The following is a 17,670-nucleotide window of genomic DNA, read 5'->3' as shown; positions in this document are numbered from 1 at the left end:
TCCCGGCATGATGCTCGACATTCCATCCAGCGCGGCGACGTGGTTCCTGCCCTTCGCCCTTCCGATCGGGTTTTGGGTCGGTTGGAACGACATGGCGCGCATGAAGATCCCGAACAAGGCCGTCATGGCCCTGTTCTTCGTCTATCTCGTTATCGGGCCGCTGGCTCTGCCACTGGAAACCTACGCATGGCAATGGTTGCACCTCGTGGTGGTGCTGCTCGCGGGCTTCATTCTCAACATGATCGGGCTGATGGGCGCAGGCGACGCCAAGTTCGCCGCCGTCATGGCGCCTTTCGTGGCGCTCGGCGATGCCGCGACCTTCTGCTATATCTATGTCGCCTGTTCGCTGGCCGCCCTGGTCGTTCATCGCACCATGCGCGCCATTCCCGCGATAAGGCGGGCCGCTCCGCACTGGGAGAGCTGGGAGCGCAAGGATTTTCCCATGGGCCTTGCGCTCGGCTGGATGCTGATCCTCTATCTCGCGCTTGGCGTGGTCTACGGCCGCTGAATCTCCAGCAGCAGGAAGTCATCGCCGCGATAGACTTCTGCTAGCCCCACGCCCGTCTTGGCCACCTCGCTAAGAATTCCGTCGCGAGACACGCGAACGATTGGACAGAACGACACCAGAAGGAATTCCGCTTCCTCGAACCCGGGCAGGCCGGAATACCGCCACGGCGCGGCCCCGTGCAGGCGTTGGAAGTCTCCGAAAAGCCAGATCCCAGACATCAGGTCCGCGTGATAGATCGCGCGCCCGGCGAAGCCCGCCGCCTCGATCTCGCGCCCGACCGCATCGAGATAGGTGACTGTCCCACGCTCCAGCGCGCACACCGGCAGTTGCTCGCCCAGCAACATCACCGGAGGATCCTCCAGATCGGCGCCGGCAAGTGGTCGGCTGATCTCACCATAGGGCCGTTCGTTTCGCTCCTTGGCAAAGAAGATGTCATCATGTTCCGGTTTGGCCGGCAGCAGCAGGTCATACTCGGCCGGGTTTAGCGCCAGATGCCGGAACGGGCTGAAGGTGAGGTTGAGCGCCGAGGGCAGCGAGAGCGCGAAGGCCGCGCAGGCCGCCAGCGTCACCGCAAGCCGCATGTTCCAGCCCCAGCCGTTTTCAACGCCGGGTTCCGGGCGGAGCGCCAGCATGAGGACGCCCAGCAGGTACATCCATTGCGGATCGTTGCCGAAATTCTGGAAGGTGGCATAGAAGAACCCCGGCACCAGCAGAAGCAGGATCAGCCCTTCCTCCTGCCGTCCGCATTGGCGCAGCAGGATCACCGAGAAGATCGCAAGGAAGGAGCCACCGAGATAGGCCGGTGCGATGATCACCCCGGTCAGGCTCGCTTGCGGATAGAGCCGGTCGCCCTCGGTCGCGACCGAGATCATGTCGCCGAAATAGGCCAGCCAGAAACCCGGCCCGGCAAGGATCGTCAGCAGCAGAATGACGAGCAGGCCCGCCACCAGCGCCGTCTTCAGAGCGCGCCAGTCGCGCCGGATCAACAGCCCCGCGAGAATCGCAGGCAGAAAGGCCGCGACATAGGTCACCTTGATCAGCGCCAGGCCAGCAACGCAGAGACCCAGGATCAGCCCATCGGCTACGCGCCCCGCCCTGCCCGTGCCGCGCCCCTGTGGCGGCAGCAGCACCGTCGCGATCGCCAGAAAGGACAGCACCCAGGCCCAGCGATTGTAATGCATGGAGATCGAGATGCCCGGCAGCGGCTCACCGTGAACCAGCGCCATGGTCATCACGAGGCAGATTGCGCCGTAAAGCATGGCCCAACCCGCTTGCAGCCGGGTGACACCGATCCACCAGATCGGCACCAGCAGCAAGGCGCCCACCGCCGCCTGTGCCGCGAGGATCGACATGCCCAGCCCCATGCCCTGTGCCGCGAAGAAGGCCATCGGAGCGGTTGCCAGAACGCCGATCGGTGTCATGTAATCCAGATGTGCCCATTCTCCGGCAGCCTGCCGCAGGACAAGATCGGCCAGGTGGATCGTGTCCCCCTCATGCTTGCCGATATAAAAACCGCCCTTGGCCAGAAGTGCGCCTGCCAGAAGCGCCCAGAAACCCGCGAGGAAAAGGCTGAAGGCGACAATACCCTTACGTGTCTGCATCTCTGCTCTCATTTTCCCTTTTTTGGCCACATTGGCACAGCATCTTTTGCAATGTCCGTGGCTTGGCAGGCTAACATGACCATTTCCGGGCAAAATCGGAATAGTTTTCGGAACAGGCGAACAGGTGACGCAATGAACATGGAAGTCGGAAACGTGATGGCGCCTCCCGCGCCGAAACGTCTGGATGAAATGCAACTGCCCCTGGTGATGATGCGGGACATCCTGCTCAAGACCATTTTCCGCAAGAACCTCGAACTGGTCACGGAACTTGCCCGCGCCGTCTGCCTGCCGATCCCGGTGACGCAGGAGCTGGTCGACATGGCCCGCGTCCAGAAGCTGGTCGAGGCGACCGGTACGCTGCACGCCAACTCCGGCGGCGAGATGGGTTACCAACTGACCGATGCCGGCAAGGCGCGTGCGCTCGACGCGCTGTCGCAATCGGAGTATTTCGGCGCAATGCCGGTCCCGATGGAGGTCTATGGCGAGCAGGTCAAACGCCAGTCGATCCGCAATATCCAGATCACCCGCGACCAGCTGACCGGCGCCATGGGGCATCTCGTGCTTCCTGAAGACCTGCTGAGTCAACTCGGCCCGGCGGTCTCTGCCGGCCGCTCGATCCTTATGTATGGTCCGCCGGGCAATGGTAAATCCTCGATCTCCAACGGTATCCGTGACGCAATGGGCGACAAGATCTACATCCCGCGGGCCGTTGAATATGCCGGCCAGGTGATCACGGTCTATGATCCGATCGTGCATTCCGCGGCGGAAGAGCAGGTTGACGATCCCAACGCACTCCGTCGTTCGAGCAATCGCTTCGACACGCGTTATGTGCGCTGCGAACGCCCGACCGTGATCACCGGCGGCGAGCTTTCACTCTCCATGCTCGATCTCGTCTACAACCCGACCGCGCGGACCTATCAGGCTTCGATGCAGCTCAAATCCACCGGCGGGATCTTCATCGTCGATGACCTCGGTCGTCAGGCCGATCCGCCCCAGGCCCTGATCAACCGCTGGATTCTACCGCTGGAGGAGGGCAAGGACATCCTCGCCCTGCAATCGGGGGAGAAATTCGAGGTTCCCTTCGACACGCTGGTGATCTTCTCCACCAACTTCCACCCCAACGAGATCTTCGACAAGGCGGCGCTGCGCCGGATCTTCTTCAAGATCAAGATCGACGGGCCGGAGCAGGAGGATTTCCTCAAGATCTTCGCCATGGTCGCCAAGAAGCGAAAGATGCCGCTGGATCAGGACACGCTGATCCACCTGTTGCGGAAAAAGTACCCGACGATCGACAATGTCTATGCCAACTACCAGCCGATCTTTCTGGTCGACCAGATGATCTCGATCTGCCAATACGAGGGCATCCCGAACCAGATGACCCCGGAGTTGATCGACCGCGCATGGGAGAACATGTTCGTCAAGGAGGAGCATATCGAGCATTGACGCAACCTGGACCCATCGCCCTTGCCGGCTGTGGCCGCATGGGTGGCCCGATGCTCGCCGCCCTCCGCGCCGCTGGGTTTGACGCGCAAGGCTATGACATTGCGCCCGAAAACGTCGTTGATGACGTTCCGGTTACCGACGATCCGTCGCGCGTCGCGGAGGGGTTACGCGTTCTCATCACGGTCGTCCGCGACGAGGCACAGACCGATGATGTGCTCTTCGGCCATGGCAGGCTTGCCGAGCGCGCCCGCGACCTCGAAACGTTGATCATTTCCTCCACCCTCTCGCCGCGTTACGTGCGCGGCCTCGCGGAGCGGATGCCCGACTCCGTCCGGTTGGTGGACGCGCCCATGTCCGGCGCCCGCATCGCCGCGCAGGAACGACGGCTCAGCTTCATGCTCGGCGGCGAGGAAGCGGAACTCGACCGTCTGCAACCGCTCTTCGACGCGATGGGTGCCCATTTCCACCGTATGGGGCCATTCGGAAACGGTGCACAGGCAAAGGTGCTCAACAACCTGCTCGCCGCTTCTCACACGGCGATGACCCGTCTGGTGCTCGACTGGGCCGACGCCACTGGCCTCGACGAACGCCGCCTGCTGGCCCTGATCGAGACCTCCTCTGGCCAGAACTGGCTCGCCAGCGGCATGGACACGATCGAGTTCGCCCGCGACGGCTGGTCGGAAGACAATTCCATCGGCATTCTCGTCAAGGACGTATCCGCTGCGCTCGATGCCGCCCCCCTCTCTGCCAACACGCGTTTGCCCGAAGAGGTCCGCCGAGTGATCCGGGCGCTGGAACCGCGCCGCCGAAGCTGAAACCGCCCGACAGGGGTGCCCCGCTGCTCGGACGCCGTATCAATCCGAATGTTGTTCTGCTTCGCGACCTCTCAAGGGTGCAAGATCCCAATTGCTTTCGTGTTCGCGATTCTGTCTAGTCTTCGTCAGCGGCATATCGCGCCAGGCTTCGGCGCGTAGGAGACAGAGAGTTTTCCGATGCAAACCAACAAAGCAGAAACACCTGACCGGAAAGGCCCAACCGGACTTTCGAGCGCAACAACAAGGGCTTCATCCAAGGGCAGCACGCTGCTTTTCGAGCAGATCGAAGAATCTTCTGTCCCGAGCCTCAACTTCTATTTCATGCTTGGAATGGCGACGGCCATCGCCTCGCTCGGCCTGCTCAGCAATAGCGCGCCTGCGATCATCGGGGCAATGATCGTCGCACCGCTGATGTCGCCCATTATCGGCTTCTCTTTCGCGGCCATCATGGGATCCAACAAGCTGGCGCTCCAGGCGCTGCTCTCTATCGTGACCGGCGTTGCCCTCGTTGTCGGCATCGCGTTTCTATGCACTATCGCAGTCGGCCTTCGGGTCGTCGGCTCGGAGATCGTCGCACGCACCGCGCCATCGACTCTCGATCTCATGGTCGCCCTGTGTTCGGGAGCCGCTGCCGCCTTTGCCCATTCGCGTATCGGGATCGCCAACTCGATCGCCGGCGTGGCTATCGCCGTTGCTCTGGTACCACCGCTCTCGGTCGTCGGCATCGGCCTCGCCCTCGGCGACGGCGCCGTATCCCAACAGGCAATCGCACTGTCCGACTTTCACCATCAGGGCAGTGGCGGGTCGATGGCTGCTGGCGCGTTCCTGCTCTTCGTCACGAACTTTCTCGGGATCGTCGCGGCCGCGATCCTGATTTTCGGCCTGCAGGGATACGGCAGTTGGCGAAAGCCTTTCGCCGTCGCGGCCGCGCTCATGTTTCTTTCCTTCTTCGTCGTCGACAAACTCGACCGCCGGCTCGAAATCATCTTTGTCGAAGACGCAGTCAAACGGCTCTTTGTCGAGGCCATTCGGCAGCAAAGCGATTTCGTCAGCGAGGACGCGTTCATTCTCCAGGTCCGGGGCGAGCGAATGGATGGCGCTCTCAACGTCTCCATCGTCATGCTCGGCCTGCGCGAGAACCTGGACCGGGTCGATGCCTCGGCGGAGACCTTCCGCCAGTTGATTTCCGAGGAACTCGGCGAGCCGGTGTCGCTCAGGTTGGAAATCCTACCGATGCAAGTCGTCGTTCACGAGGTTTCGCCACCGACGGCGCCCGATAGTTGAGGCAACTCAGAGGCGCCCCTGCCTTTTGTTACCGAGAGGCCGTGGAAGCCGACACCGCCCGAGGCTAGGTTGTCCTCATGTCCACGCCGCTTCCTCCCATCTTCCATGAGTGGTTCTCCCGCCGCGGCTGGCAGATCCACCCGCATCAACACGCCATGCTGGAGCATGCCGCGTCGCCTGCTATTCTGCTCGTCGCACCAACCGGCGGCGGCAAGACGCTTGCCGGCTTCCTGCCCACGCTCGCCGAACTGGCCGATGGCCGCCACGAAGGGCTGCACACACTCTATATCTCGCCGCTCAAGGCGCTGGCGGCAGATATCAAGCGCAACCTCTCCGCGCCCATCGGAGAGATGGAGCTGCCCATACGTGTCGAGGACCGCACCGGAGACACCTCGGCCACGCGCAAGAAACGCCAGCGCGCCGACCCGCCGCATATCCTGCTGACCACCCCGGAATCGCTCGCGTTGCTCACCTCCTACGAAGACGCACCGCGCATGTTCGCCGGTTTGAGCCGGGTGATTATCGACGAGATCCACGCGCTTGCGGAATCAAAGCGCGGCGATCAACTGATGCTGTCGCTGGCGCGGCTCTCCACCCTTGCACCGGGGCTGCGGCGCGTGGGCCTCTCGGCCACGGTAGACGACCCGCAAGCGATTGGCGCGCTGATGGCGCGGCATCCGGACCCGGTGGAGATCCTGCAGGCCGACCCGGGTCCTGCCCCCGATATCGCCATGCTCGCAACCGAGACGCCCCCGCCCTGGTCCGGCGGCGGCGGGCGGTATGCGATTCCCGCCGTGCTCGAACAGGTGCGCCGGCACCGCACGACACTCATCTTTCACAATACCCGCGCGCAGGCGGAGATTTTCTTTCACCACCTGTGGCTCGCCAACGAGGAGGGCCTGCCCATCGGCATCCATCACGGCTCGCTCTCGCGCGAGCAGCGAGAGAGGGTCGAGGCGGCGATGGTCGAAGGGCGGCTGCGCGCCATTGTCTGCACCGGCTCGCTCGATCTCGGCATCGACTGGGGCGATGTCGACCTCGTGATCCAGGTCGGCGCGCCGAAAAATGTCAAACGCCTGGTGCAAAGGATCGGGCGGGCCAATCACCGCTACAACGCGCCCTCCAAGGCGCTGCTGGTGCCAGCCAACCGCTTCGAGATCATTGAATGTCAGGCCGCGCTGGAAGCGGTCCGGGAACACGATCTCGACGGTGCGCCGCGAGGGGCTGGTCCCCGCGACGTGCTCTGCCAGCATATCCTGATCGCCGCCTGTGCCGGGCCGTTCTCGGCCGACACCCTTTTCACTGAGATGACGACCTCTGGCGCCTATGCGGGTCTTTCGCGGAGCGCCTTCGACGATTGCCTCGATTTCTGCGCAACCGGTGGCTACGCCCTGCGCGCCTACGACCGTTGGCAACGCCTGAAGCAGCGCCCGGACGGGCTGTGGCAGCTTCGCGATCCCCGCGCGGCGCAACGCATACGGATGAATATCGGCACGATCCAGGACACGGATACGCTCAAGGTCCGCCTCAAGAGCCGAGGAGGCGGCAAGGCCTTGGGCGAGGTGGAGGAGGCTTTCGCGGCCTCGCTCACGCAAGGCGACACTTTCCTGATTGGCGGCCAGATCGTCCGCTACGAGGGACTACGGGAGATGACGGTCGAGGTCTCCCGGCACGCCGCGCAAAACCCGAAGGTCGCCGTCTTTGCCGGCACGAAATTCGCCTCCACCACGCGCTTGATGGATCGGATCCTCGCCATGCTGCAACAGCCGGACTGGCCAGAGCTGCCCGCCCACACAGGCGACTGGCTCCGGCTCCAGCGCGGTCTGTCCCGCCTGCCGCAACGCGACCGCCTGCTGGTGGAGAGCTTTCCGCATGACGGACGCGAACATGTCTGCGCCTATGGTTTCGCCGGCAGGAACGCCCAGCAGACGCTCGGCCTGCTGCTTACACGACGCATGGAGGATGCCGGGCTGCAACCGCTCGGCTTCGTCTCGACCGATTACGCCACCCTGATCTGGGGGCTGGAACCGTTGCGCGACGCCGCACCGCTCTTTGCCCGCGAAACCTTGCGGGAGGGGCTGGAGACATGGTTGGCCGGGAACGCCGTGATGAAGCGGACGTTCCGGGCCTCCGCCACCATCGCCGGGCTGATCGAGCGCAACACGCCCTCGGCGCGCAAGAGCGGGCGGCAGGCGACGTTTTCCTCGGATATCCTCTATGACACGCTTCTGAAATACGACCCCAACCACCTGCTGATGCAGATCACCCGCGAGGAAGCCTTGCGCGGGCTGGTCGATTTTGAGCGCATCGAGGAGATGATTGACCGGGTGGAGGGCCGGATCGACCTGGTGCGGCTGGAACGGATCACACCCTTTGCCGCACCACTGCTGCTGGAGGTCGGCAAGGTGCCGGTTGTCGGCGCAGGGCGCGAGCGACTCGTGGCGGAGGAAGCGGCGCGGTTGATGGAAGCGGCCGGGATCGGGGGCACGAATCCCGGCTCCTGACTTTGAATCTCCTGCTTGCAATGTGGCCCGGCAAAGGCGAAGAACACATCATGAACAAGCTGACGATTTCTTTCTGTGGAGCGGCGCTCGAACCACGCCCGTCCGGCGCACTCTGGTGGCCAGAGGCGCGACTCCTGTGCGTCGCGGATCTCCATCTTGGCAAGGCGGAGCGAATGGCGCGGCGCGGCGGCGGGTTGCTACCCCCCTATGAATGCGCGGAGACGCTGGAACGGCTCGATACCGAGATCGAGGCGCTGTCGCCGGAGGTCGTCATCTGTCTGGGTGACAGTTTCGACGACGGTCCGGCCGCCGAGAGCCTGTCGGAGCCGCACCGGCTCTGGATCGCGAGGCTGATGGCCGGACGAGACTGGATCTGGATCGCCGGCAACCACGACCCGGCACCTCTGTCGCTCTCCGGGCAGCATATGGGAGAATTCGTACAGGAGCCGCTGACTTTCCGTCATATCGCGAAAGCCGACAGCTCTCCAGGCGAGATTTCGGGCCATTTCCACCCCAAGGCCCGTGTCGGCGGGGTCCGGCGCCCCTGTTTCCTCGTTGACCAGCACCGTATGATTCTGCCGGCTTTCGGGGCCTATACCGGAGGTATGGACCTCTCAGCGCCCGAGATTGCGGGCTTGATGCAAGGCGATGCGCGAGCAATCCTGACCGGGGCAACGCAGGCCGTATTGCCGATGGTAGCCGCCTGACAGGGCCGCGGGACACGAGGGAGATGTCACCGAGATGGAAAAGAATACGCTATCGCCTTCGGAGGTCGACCGAATTCGAAAAAGCTTTGCCGCGCAGTCGTTGATGCGCACCTTCGGCGCGGAACTGGGCGAGATCGCTCCTGGCCGGGTCGAAATCACGGCACCGATCCTGCCCGGCGCCCTCCAGCAACATGGCTACGCCCATGCCGGGTTGACCTTTTCCCTGGGTGACAGCGCGGCGGGATATGCAGCGCTCTCCATGATGCCGGAAGGGGCAGAAGTCATGTCGGTCGAGGTCAAGATCAACCTTCTTGCACCGGCCGAAGGCGACCGACTGATCGCCATCGGCAAGGTGGTCAAGCCCGGCCGCAGGCTGGTCGTGGTCAGCGCTGAAGTTTTTGCGGACAACGTGGGCACCCGCAAGCAGGTGGCTCTGCTTCAGGGAACGATGATTCCGGTTTGAAAACAGTCTTTCGAAGGCGCTTTCCTCTGAGTTGAATACCTCCAAGCCGTTCTTTGATGCACAGAAACGGTTCTGCGGATCGCGCCTCCGGCGGGGACATTTATAGACAGAAGACGTCGTCAGGATCGCTCCATTTTCTTCTGACAATAACTATCCCGGGGATTTGGGGGCAGCGCCACCATTCCAGGCTCCAAGCGCATGCTGGCCGAAAACAATCTCTCGCAACAGGGACAACAAGAAAGGGCGATCATACGCCCTCTCCAGGATCTCAGCTACGGAGATCAGACAGTCAGTCCCTCGGGCTCCGGCAAACCCTTCGCGCGGCAGCAGGCGGTAACCGTGTTGGCCAACAGGCAGGCGATGGTCATCGGGCCGACCCCTCCCGGCACCGGGGTGATCGCACCGGCAACCTCGACGGCGCTGTCGAAATCCACGTCGCCCACGAGGCGCGTCTTGCCGTCTTCCTTCGGGATGCGATTGATGCCCACGTCGATCACTGTCGCGCCCGGCTTGATCCAGTCGCCCGGGATCATCTGCGGGCGGCCCACGGCGGCCACGAGGATATCGGCTCCGCGACAAACGCCGGCGAGGTCCATGGTGCGGGAATGCGCGATGGTGACCGTGCAGCTGTCACCCAACAGAAGCTGCGCCATCGGTTTGCCGACGATGTTGGAGCGACCGACGACAACAGCGTTCAACCCACTAAGCGAGCCGTGATGGTCGCGCAGCATCATCAGGCAGCCGAGCGGCGTGCAGGGAACCATGCTCTTCTGGCCCGTGCCCAGCAGGCCGACATTGGAGATGTGGAAGCCATCCACGTCCTTGGACGGGTCGATCGCGTTGATCACGAGGTCCGAATTCATGTGTTCCGGCAGCGGCAGTTGCACGAGGATGCCGTGGATCGTCGGATCGTTGTTCAACTCGTCGATGAGCGCCAGCAGATCTCCCTCCGAGGTCGTGTCGGGCAGCCGATGCTCAACCGAGAGCATGCCGGCTTCCTTGGTCTGCTTGCCCTTGTTGCGCACATAGACCTGGCTCGCTGGATTCTCGCCCACCAGCACCACGGCCAGCCCGGGGGTGACTCCATGCTCATTCACCAAGCGGGCCACGTGGCCGGCCACCTTCTCGCGTACGCTGGCGGCAATGGCCTTGCCGTCTATGATTTGTGCCGTCATCGGTTTCGCTCCTTCTTGCGATCGTTCTCCGTCTCGGACGATCCAAAGAGAACTTCAATCCCTTTCGTGCATGGGACGCGCGGTCCCATAGCTGTCTGCTGGCTCCCGATGACGCCGGCCCCTCCGCCAGCGTTGCCCCCCGCCGGCCGCATCCGGCCGCCCGGTGGGAGGTCTGCCCGCCTCAGAACAGGCCTTCGACCTCGCCAGCCGCATTCAACAGGATCGTTTCCGCCGCCGGCGCCCGGGGCAGGCCCGGCATGGTCATGATCTCGCCGCAGATTACCACGATGAAACCGGCGCCCGCCGAGAGCCGCACCTCCCGGACCGGAACACCATGCCCGGTCGGCGCCCCGCGCAGGTTCGGGTCGGTCGAGAAGCTGTATTGCGTCTTGGCCATACAGACCGGCAGGTGTCCGTAGCCCTGTTCTTCCCACTGGCGCAGCTGGTCGCGGATCTTCTTGTCGGCCAGAACCTCGTTGGCATGATAGATCCGCTTGGCAATTGTCTCGATCTTCTCGAACAGCGGCATCTCGTCGTCATAGAGGGGCGCGAATTGCGCCGCCCCGGAATCGGCAATCTCGGCCACGCGGGTGGCCAGCGCCTCGGTGCCCTCGGAGCCAAGCTCCCAGTGGCGGCAAAGGATCGCCTCGGCACCCTGGGTCTCGACAAAGGCCTTGACCGCCTCCACCTCTGCCTCGGTATCGGAAACGAAATGGTTGATCGCCACCACGACCGGCACGCCGAAGCTCTTCACGTTGGCAATGTGTCGGCCAAGGTTCGGGCAGCCATGCTGGACGGCCTCCACGTTTTCCGCGCCAAGGTCCTTCCTACCCACGCCGCCATTCATCTTGAGCGCGCGGATCGTCGCCACGATCACCACGACGGCGGGCGCGATCCCGGCCTTGCGGCATTTGATGTTCATGAATTTCTCGGCACCGAGATCGGCGCCGAATCCGGCCTCGGTCACCACGTAATCGGCCAGCTTCAGCGCCGTTTTCGTGGCGATAACCGAGTTGCAGCCATGGGCGATATTGGCGAAAGGGCCCCCATGGACGAAGGCCGGGTTGTTCTCCAGCGTCTGAACGAGGTTGGGCTGCATCGCGTCCTTGAGCAGCACCGTCATCGCGCCGTCCGCCTTCAGGTCTCGCGCATAGATCGGCTCCCGCGTGCGGGTATAGGCAACGATGATGTCGCCGAGCCGCTTCTGCAAATCCGCCAGATCGTTGGCGAGGCACAGGCAGGCCATGACCTCGGAGGCAACGGTGATGTCGAAACCGGTCTGACGGGGGAAGCCGTTGGCCACGCCGCCGAGCGAGGTCACCATGTCGCGCAGCGCGCGGTCGTTCATGTCGACCACCCGGCGCCAGGTAACGCGGCGCTCGTCGATGCCAAGCTCGTTGCCCCAGTAGATATGGTTGTCGATCAGCGCCGAGAGCAGGTTATGCGCCGAGGTGATGGCGTGGAAATCCCCTGTGAAATGGAGGTTCATCTCCTCCATCGGCACGACCTGTGCGTAGCCGCCGCCGGCAGCCCCGCCCTTCATGCCGAAACAGGGCCCGAGCGAGGCCTCGCGGATGCAGATCGCGGCCTTCTTGCCGATCCGGTTCAGGCCGTCGCCAAGCCCGACCGTGGTGGTCGTCTTGCCCTCGCCGGCCGGGGTCGGGTTGATGGCGGTCACCAATATGAGCTTGCCGTCTTCGCGGCCCTTCAGCGATTCGATGAAGTCCTGCCCAACCTTGGCCTTGTCATGGCCATAGGGCAGCAGGCTTTCGGACGGGATGCCGAGCTTTGCGCCGATCTCCTGGATCGGTTTCTTGTTTGCCTCCCGGGCGATCTCGATGTCGGATTTGAAGCTCACGCAGTGTCCTCCCAGAATTTGCATGCACGTCCCTAGAACGCTCTTAGCCTTGCATCACCTGTTCCGAGCGGGGGATTGCGACATTTCCACCGTCGCGAGCGTCGTTCGGCAGGCCCGGGTCTCAGATCGCAGACACCGCTATAGGAGCCTGTCCGCCCGAGTGCACCGCGAAAAAGGCCCTCAACTGCTCGGTGGCTCCGCTGATTGGCGCAGGACGGTCATGAAGATCCGGCGGAACGGATAGAGGACAGAGCCGTCCGGCGCCCTTGGATAGAGCTCGGCCAGGCGCGCATCCAGGGCGCGCAGAAATTGCTCCGACTCGGTTTCCGAAAGTTTCTCCAGGATGGAACGCGCTGCGGTGGATTGCGAGAAGAGACGCACGGGGTGGCCGTCGGATGACGGATCGAGTCGCTGGAAATAGGTCGTCTCCCAGAGCGACAGCGTGCCTAGCGGACTTAGCAGCAGTGCGTAGTCTTCCGGGCTGGCGACCGGCGCCTGCCAGCCGGAAAAGTCGAAACGGTCCGGGAAAAGTGCCTGTGCAAGGGCCCGCATCGCTTCCTGTGCCGGGGCATGGTGTTGCCGGGGCATCTGGATGGCAACGACACCCCCGGGCGCGAGCGCGTTGAAGAGTCCCGGCAGAAGGCAGCCATGTTCCGGAACCCATTGAAGCGCGGCATTGGAAAAGATCAGCGCGGGGCGTCGATCCGGGACCCAACCCGCGATGTCCGCGCGCTCCAGTCGGTCATAGCAGGGCACGCGGCGAGCTTTTTCGAGCATGGCGTCGGACAGGTCGATTCCCACGAGGCGGTGGCCCTGAAATCGGCTGGCCAGCGCGGGTCCGACCGTGCCGGCACCGCAGCCGAGGTCGATGACGTCGCCATTGGGAAGCGCGGGGATGGCCGAGAGCAGATCGAGCGCCGGCCTCAGGCGGAGATCGTTGAAGGCGAGATAGCTCTCCGGGTTCCAATCCCTGTTCATGCGGCTGTTCCCCTCTTGCATGACCGGGAGCCTATCGCGGCCGCGCAAGGAGAAAAAGCGCCGTCTTCGCGGATGAGTGCGGCGGCGCCGGTGGCCGTGGGCGCATGAACAATCCTTGGGATTGTGCCTCCGGCGGAGGTATTTGGGGAAGGATGAACCGGGGTGAAAGCGCCCGATTGCCGAACACGGCGGCGCAATATGAAAACGCCCGGCAGGCTACAGGAGCCAACCGGGCGTTCTTGTTTTCTGTTGTCAGCCTCAGGCTGTCGGATCGGGTTCCATATCCGGATCCGGGTCCGCTTCCGGCTTGGGGGCCTTGGGCTTGGTCTTCGGAATGGCCGTGAGCGAGGGCGTGTTGCCGCTTCCGGTTGACGTATCGTCGTCATCGCCACGGTTCAGTGGCTCGCCGGCGATGACCTTGCCGATCTCGGGGCCGGTCAGCGTTTCGTATTCGAGCAGGCCCAGGGCGAGGTTCTCGAGATCCTGCGACCTTTCGGTCAGGATCCGCTTGGCGGTCTCGTAACCTTCGTCGACCAGCCGGCGCACTTCCTCGTCGATCCGCTCCTGCGTTTCGGGCGAGGCATTGGCCGCGGCCTGGTAATTGCCGAGATAGGACTGTTGCTCGTTGGCGTAGTCGATATTGCCGAGCTGGTCCGACATGCCGAACTGGGTCACCATCGCGCGGGCGATCTTGGAGACCTGCTGGATGTCGGAGGCCGCGCCGGAGGTGACGTTCTCCTTGCCGAAGATCAGCTCCTCGGCGACCTTGCCGCCCATCGCCATGGCGATCTTGGACTTATACTTGGTGAAGGTCACAGAAAGCTGGTCACGCTCGGGCAGCGACAGCACAAGGCCGAGTGCCCGGCCGCGCGGGATGATCGTCGCCTTGTGGATCGGGTCGTGCTGCGGCACGTTCAGGCCGACAACGGCGTGACCGGCCTCGTGATAGGCGGTCAGCTTCTTCTCGTCCTCGGTCATGACCATGGAGCGGCGTTCCGCGCCCATCATCACCTTGTCCTTGGCGTTCTCGAAATCCTCCATCGTCACGAAGCGGCGGCCGACGCGGGCAGCCATCAACGCGGCCTCGTTCACGAGGTTGGCGAGGTCCGCACCGGAGAAACCGGGGGTGCCGCGGGCGATGATGCGCAGGTCCACATCCGGGCCGAGCGGCACCTTACGGGCATGGACGCCGAGGATCTTCTCGCGGCCCTTGATGTCGGGATTGGGCACCTGCACCTGGCGGTCGAAGCGGCCGGGACGCAGCAGGGCGGGGTCGAGCACGTCGGGACGGTTGGTGGCCGCGACGATGATGATGCCCTCGTTTGCCTCGAAACCGTCCATCTCCACCAGGAGCTGGTTCAGCGTCTGCTCGCGCTCGTCATTGCCACCGCCATAACCCACGCCACGGGAGCGGCCCACAGCGTCGATCTCGTCGATGAAGACGATGCAAGGGGCGTTCTTCTTGGCCTGTTCGAACATATCGCGCACCCGGGAGGCGCCGACGCCGACGAACATTTCCACGAAGTCCGAACCGGAGATGGTGAAGAAAGGCACGCCTGCCTCACCTGCGATAGCGCGAGCCAGCAGGGTCTTACCTGTACCCGGCGGGCCGACAAGCAGCGCGCCTTTCGGGATCTTGCCGCCGAGGCGGGAGAATTTCTGCGGATTGCGGAGGAACTCGACGATCTCCTCGAGCTCTTCCTTGGCCTCGTCGATGCCGGCGACATCGTCAAAGGTCACGCGACCGGATTTCTCGGTCAGCAGCTTCGCCTTGGATTTGCCGAAGCCCATTGCGCCGCCACGTCCGCCGCCCTGCATGCGGTTCATCAGGAAGATCCAGATACCGATCAGGATGATGAAGGGCAAAAGCGTGCCGAGATAGGCCAGAAGCCCGTTCTGCTGCTGTGCCTCCGCCGTCACCTCGACACCGGCATCGAGCAACCGCTCGGTCACATCGGTGCCCTCGGGCAGGACGGAGGAATACATGTTGCCATCGGTGCCGCGGATACGGAGACGCTCGCCATCGATCGTAACCGACGAGACAGTTCCGTCTTCCACCTGCTGAATGAAATTGGAATAGCTGAGCGTGCGCGTCGCCATAGTCGACTGACCACCGCTGAACAGGTTGAACAAGGCCAGGATCAGCAGGAACAGCACGATCCAGAAAGCAAAATTACGGGCATTTCCCACGGGGATGAATCTCCTCAATAGCCGCGCGCGATGGCACCGACCGGTTCCCACTAAGATAGTGGATCATGCGCGAGGTTCAACGCGATAACAGGGACTGAATGAAATCGGCCCGTTTCTGCACGTTTATTGCCTGCCAACCCTCTCCGATCCCGGCCAGCGGCGCCGCGATCATCTCTCCGGCGCGCCAGATCGCGGGCGAGGCCATCAGGCTCGTGCGCGGAATCTTGCTGTCGCGGGTTTCGGGCAGCCGGCCAAGGGCGGCCTTGCCCATCACGCGGACAACGTCGCCGGGTTCGGACGGGCCGGTCAGGCGGAAGCGGCGATCCCAGATCTCGCCTGGCGCGGCCGTGATGTTTTCCAGCGAGGCGGCTTCGCGGGCAATGCGGATCACTCCCCCGCGCGTGGTGACACGGCAGCCATACAAAACACCGTCTCCAGCGGCAGCCAGCTCACGGAGCGGTTGAAACCGAGGCCGGTATTCCTGCCCCGACAGGGAGCTGAGGACCGAGGCCAGTAACCGGTGTCGGGTGTCCCGGGGTGCGGCACGAAACACGGCTTCGGACAGGAGTACGTCTCCAGCATGCAGCTCGATCTCTTCGGCGAGAGCCGTCATGCGTTCCTGCAGGACCTCCTCGGCATCCCGCATGCGGTCGGCCATATCGAGCAAGCGCTGCCGGGTGAGCCCGAGCGGTTCCAATTCGGTGAGGATCTGACGGATACGAACACGCGCATAGCGAAGATCCTCGTTCGACGGATCCTCGACCCAGGCCTGTCCCAGCTCTTCGAGATATGCCCGCAGGCCGGCACGTGGCACCCCCAGCAGGGGGCGAACGAACCGCATCCCGTAACGGGAAAACTCCTGCGGCATTCCACACAGGCCATCCACGCCCGAGCCGCGCGTCAGGTTCATCATCAGGGTTTCGGCCTGGTCATCGGCAGTGTGCCCGATCATGACGACCGCGATGCCCTCATCCTGCGCCCAATCCGCCAGAAGCCGGTAGCGCGCGGTGCGCGCCTCGGCCTGAAGGTTTCCGGTCTGGTCCCGGTCGGTCCAGCGCAGGGTCTCATGCGGAATTCCGAGAGTCGCCGATTGCCTGGCCACGAAAGCGGCCTCGTCCGCCGCTTCATCGCGCAGACCGTGGTTGACCGTGACGGCCGCGAGATCCACGTTCTCCCGCTTCGCAATGGCATGCATGTAGCGCAGAAGCGCCATCGAATCACCACCACCCGACACGGCGATCCCGATGCGTCGCGCGGTGCGTCCTGCCTGGATTTCCCGAAGTGGCAGCGCGCCCTTCATCTCCACCAAATTACAGGCACCCCAGGTTGACTCGCGATGTCTCGGCCTCGCTGGCCGCTTCGCCGCCAGGGAAACGCGTGCTGACCTCGCCCAGAGTGATACAGGCCTCGTTGGTCTGGCCCAGATCACCCAGGCTCTGGCCAAGACGCAACAGCGCCATCGGCGCCTGCTCGCCATCGGGATCAGCCGAGAAGGCATTCAGATAGGCGCGCGCGGCCGGGGCGGTTTCGCCCAACTGGCTGAGCGCATCGCCCTGGTGGAAATGCGCGGGCCCCGTCAGGGGGCCGGCCGGATAGGCCTCGGTAAAGGCAGCAAAGAGATCGGCGGCACTGCGGAAGGAGCCATTGTCCAACTCGCCCTTGGCGCGGTCGAAATCGGCCCGTTCGCCAACGGCAAGCTGGGGCGCGCTGGTGTTGTTGGTGCTCTCCACCGGCGGCAGGCGCGGCGCCTGCGGCAGTGCCCCGCCGCCCAGAACCGAAGTTTCGCCAAGCTTCGAGAGGTCACAGGAGGGGGTGATCTCGCAAAGGCGGAACTCGATATCGCCGATCCGGTTGGTGCCATCCTTGACGATGGAATTGATGCGGAACTCCAGCTCCTCGGATTTCGCGGTGAGGCGCTGCAATTCGCTCTCGATCACGTTCACCCGGTCGAGGATCGACGCCGATGGCTGCAAGGTCTGGGCGCCACCGGTTGTCGACAGCTCGCGGGTAAGCTGCTGCAATTCGACATGAAGCACCGAGAGCTCCTGCCTTATGTCCGCAAGCGTCTGCGAATTGTCCTGCGCCGCCAAAGGCAGCGGCACGGCAAACGCGACAAGCGTTGCTAGGGTCGTCAGACGCATGGA

Annotated in this window: 14 protein-coding genes; 7 read left to right on the top strand and 7 right to left on the bottom strand. The window is 63.6% G+C overall.

Features of this window, described 5'->3' with window-relative positions; translation table 11 throughout:
• The first annotated feature begins 7 nt into the window (after positions 1-7).
• The gene (locus AX756_RS15555; protein WP_438938408.1) at positions 8-508 is read left to right on the top strand and encodes a prepilin peptidase; all 501 of its coding nucleotides are present in this window, start codon (positions 8-10) and stop codon (positions 506-508) included.
• Here the strand turns inward: AX756_RS15555 and AX756_RS15550 are convergent.
• A complete protein-coding gene (locus AX756_RS15550) occupies positions 496-2,109 on the bottom strand; it encodes a hypothetical protein (RefSeq protein ID WP_068313431.1) in 1,614 nt (537 codons plus the stop codon). The genes AX756_RS15555 and AX756_RS15550 overlap by 13 nt on opposite strands.
• 132 nt (positions 2,110-2,241) lie before the next feature.
• Between AX756_RS15550 and AX756_RS15545 the strand changes: the two genes are divergently transcribed.
• The 6 genes from AX756_RS15545 to AX756_RS15520 all read left to right on the top strand — a co-directional run bounded on the left by AX756_RS15545 (position 2,242) and on the right by AX756_RS15520 (position 9,325).
• On the top strand, positions 2,242-3,552 hold the full coding sequence (locus AX756_RS15545; protein WP_068313428.1) for a DUF8689 domain-containing protein: 1,311 nt from the start codon (positions 2,242-2,244) through the stop codon (positions 3,550-3,552).
• Entirely contained in the window at positions 3,549-4,367 is an 819-nt protein-coding gene (locus AX756_RS15540; protein WP_231701075.1) for an NAD(P)-dependent oxidoreductase, read from the top strand. The genes AX756_RS15545 and AX756_RS15540 overlap by 4 nt, the downstream gene beginning before the upstream one ends.
• Positions 4,368-4,544: 177 nt before the next feature.
• A complete protein-coding gene (locus AX756_RS15535) occupies positions 4,545-5,651 on the top strand; it encodes a DUF389 domain-containing protein (RefSeq protein WP_068313421.1) in 1,107 nt (368 codons plus the stop codon).
• Positions 5,652-5,728: 77 nt separating this feature from the next.
• A complete protein-coding gene (locus AX756_RS15530) occupies positions 5,729-8,155 on the top strand; it encodes a ligase-associated DNA damage response DEXH box helicase (protein WP_068313418.1) in 2,427 nt (808 codons plus the stop codon).
• 50 nt (positions 8,156-8,205) lie between these two features.
• Positions 8,206-8,862 (top strand): ligase-associated DNA damage response endonuclease PdeM, encoded by a 657-nt coding sequence (pdeM, locus tag AX756_RS15525; RefSeq protein WP_068313592.1) that lies wholly within the window; start codon positions 8,206-8,208, stop codon positions 8,860-8,862.
• A gap of 34 nt (positions 8,863-8,896) precedes the next feature.
• Positions 8,897-9,325 carry a PaaI family thioesterase gene (locus AX756_RS15520; protein WP_068313415.1) on the top strand — a complete coding sequence of 143 codons (429 nt, stop codon included), beginning with the start codon at positions 8,897-8,899 and terminating at the stop codon, positions 9,323-9,325.
• 281 nt (positions 9,326-9,606) lie between these two features.
• Here AX756_RS15520 and folD read toward each other — a convergent pair whose 3' ends face one another.
• The 6 genes from folD to ybgF all read right to left on the bottom strand — a co-directional run bounded on the left by folD (position 9,607) and on the right by ybgF (position 17,667).
• Positions 9,607-10,500 carry a bifunctional methylenetetrahydrofolate dehydrogenase/methenyltetrahydrofolate cyclohydrolase FolD gene (gene folD, locus AX756_RS15515; protein ID WP_068313412.1) on the bottom strand — a complete coding sequence of 298 codons (894 nt, stop codon included), beginning with the start codon at positions 10,498-10,500 and terminating at the stop codon, positions 9,607-9,609.
• A 181-nt stretch (positions 10,501-10,681) separates the two neighbouring features.
• Positions 10,682-12,358 (bottom strand): formate--tetrahydrofolate ligase, encoded by a 1,677-nt coding sequence (locus AX756_RS15510; protein ID WP_068313409.1) that lies wholly within the window; start codon positions 12,356-12,358, stop codon positions 10,682-10,684.
• Positions 12,359-12,538: 180 nt separating this feature from the next.
• Complete coding sequence (locus AX756_RS15505) at positions 12,539-13,336, bottom strand: methyltransferase domain-containing protein (protein ID WP_156461516.1); 798 nt, start codon at positions 13,334-13,336, stop codon at positions 12,539-12,541.
• Positions 13,337-13,594: 258 nt separating this feature from the next.
• Positions 13,595-15,526, bottom strand: a complete 1,932-nt coding sequence (gene ftsH, locus AX756_RS15500) for an ATP-dependent zinc metalloprotease FtsH (RefSeq protein WP_068313407.1) — start codon at positions 15,524-15,526, stop codon at positions 13,595-13,597.
• 76 nt (positions 15,527-15,602) lie between these two features.
• Positions 15,603-16,826: a tRNA lysidine(34) synthetase TilS gene (gene tilS / locus AX756_RS15495; protein WP_231701078.1), complete on the bottom strand. Its 1,224-nt coding sequence runs from the start codon at positions 16,824-16,826 to the stop codon at positions 15,603-15,605.
• Between the two features lie 10 nt (positions 16,827-16,836).
• Positions 16,837-17,667: a tol-pal system protein YbgF gene (gene ybgF, locus AX756_RS15490; RefSeq protein ID WP_068313403.1), complete on the bottom strand. Its 831-nt coding sequence runs from the start codon at positions 17,665-17,667 to the stop codon at positions 16,837-16,839.
• Positions 17,668-17,670 lie beyond the last annotated feature (3 nt).

The organism is Aliiruegeria sabulilitoris (genome assembly GCF_001558155.1).
Lineage (GTDB): Bacteria > Pseudomonadota > Alphaproteobacteria > Rhodobacterales > Rhodobacteraceae > Tropicimonas > Tropicimonas sabulilitoris.
Note: the sequence above shows the minus strand (reverse complement) of the source record. Positions and strands in the feature narration are given on the sequence as shown.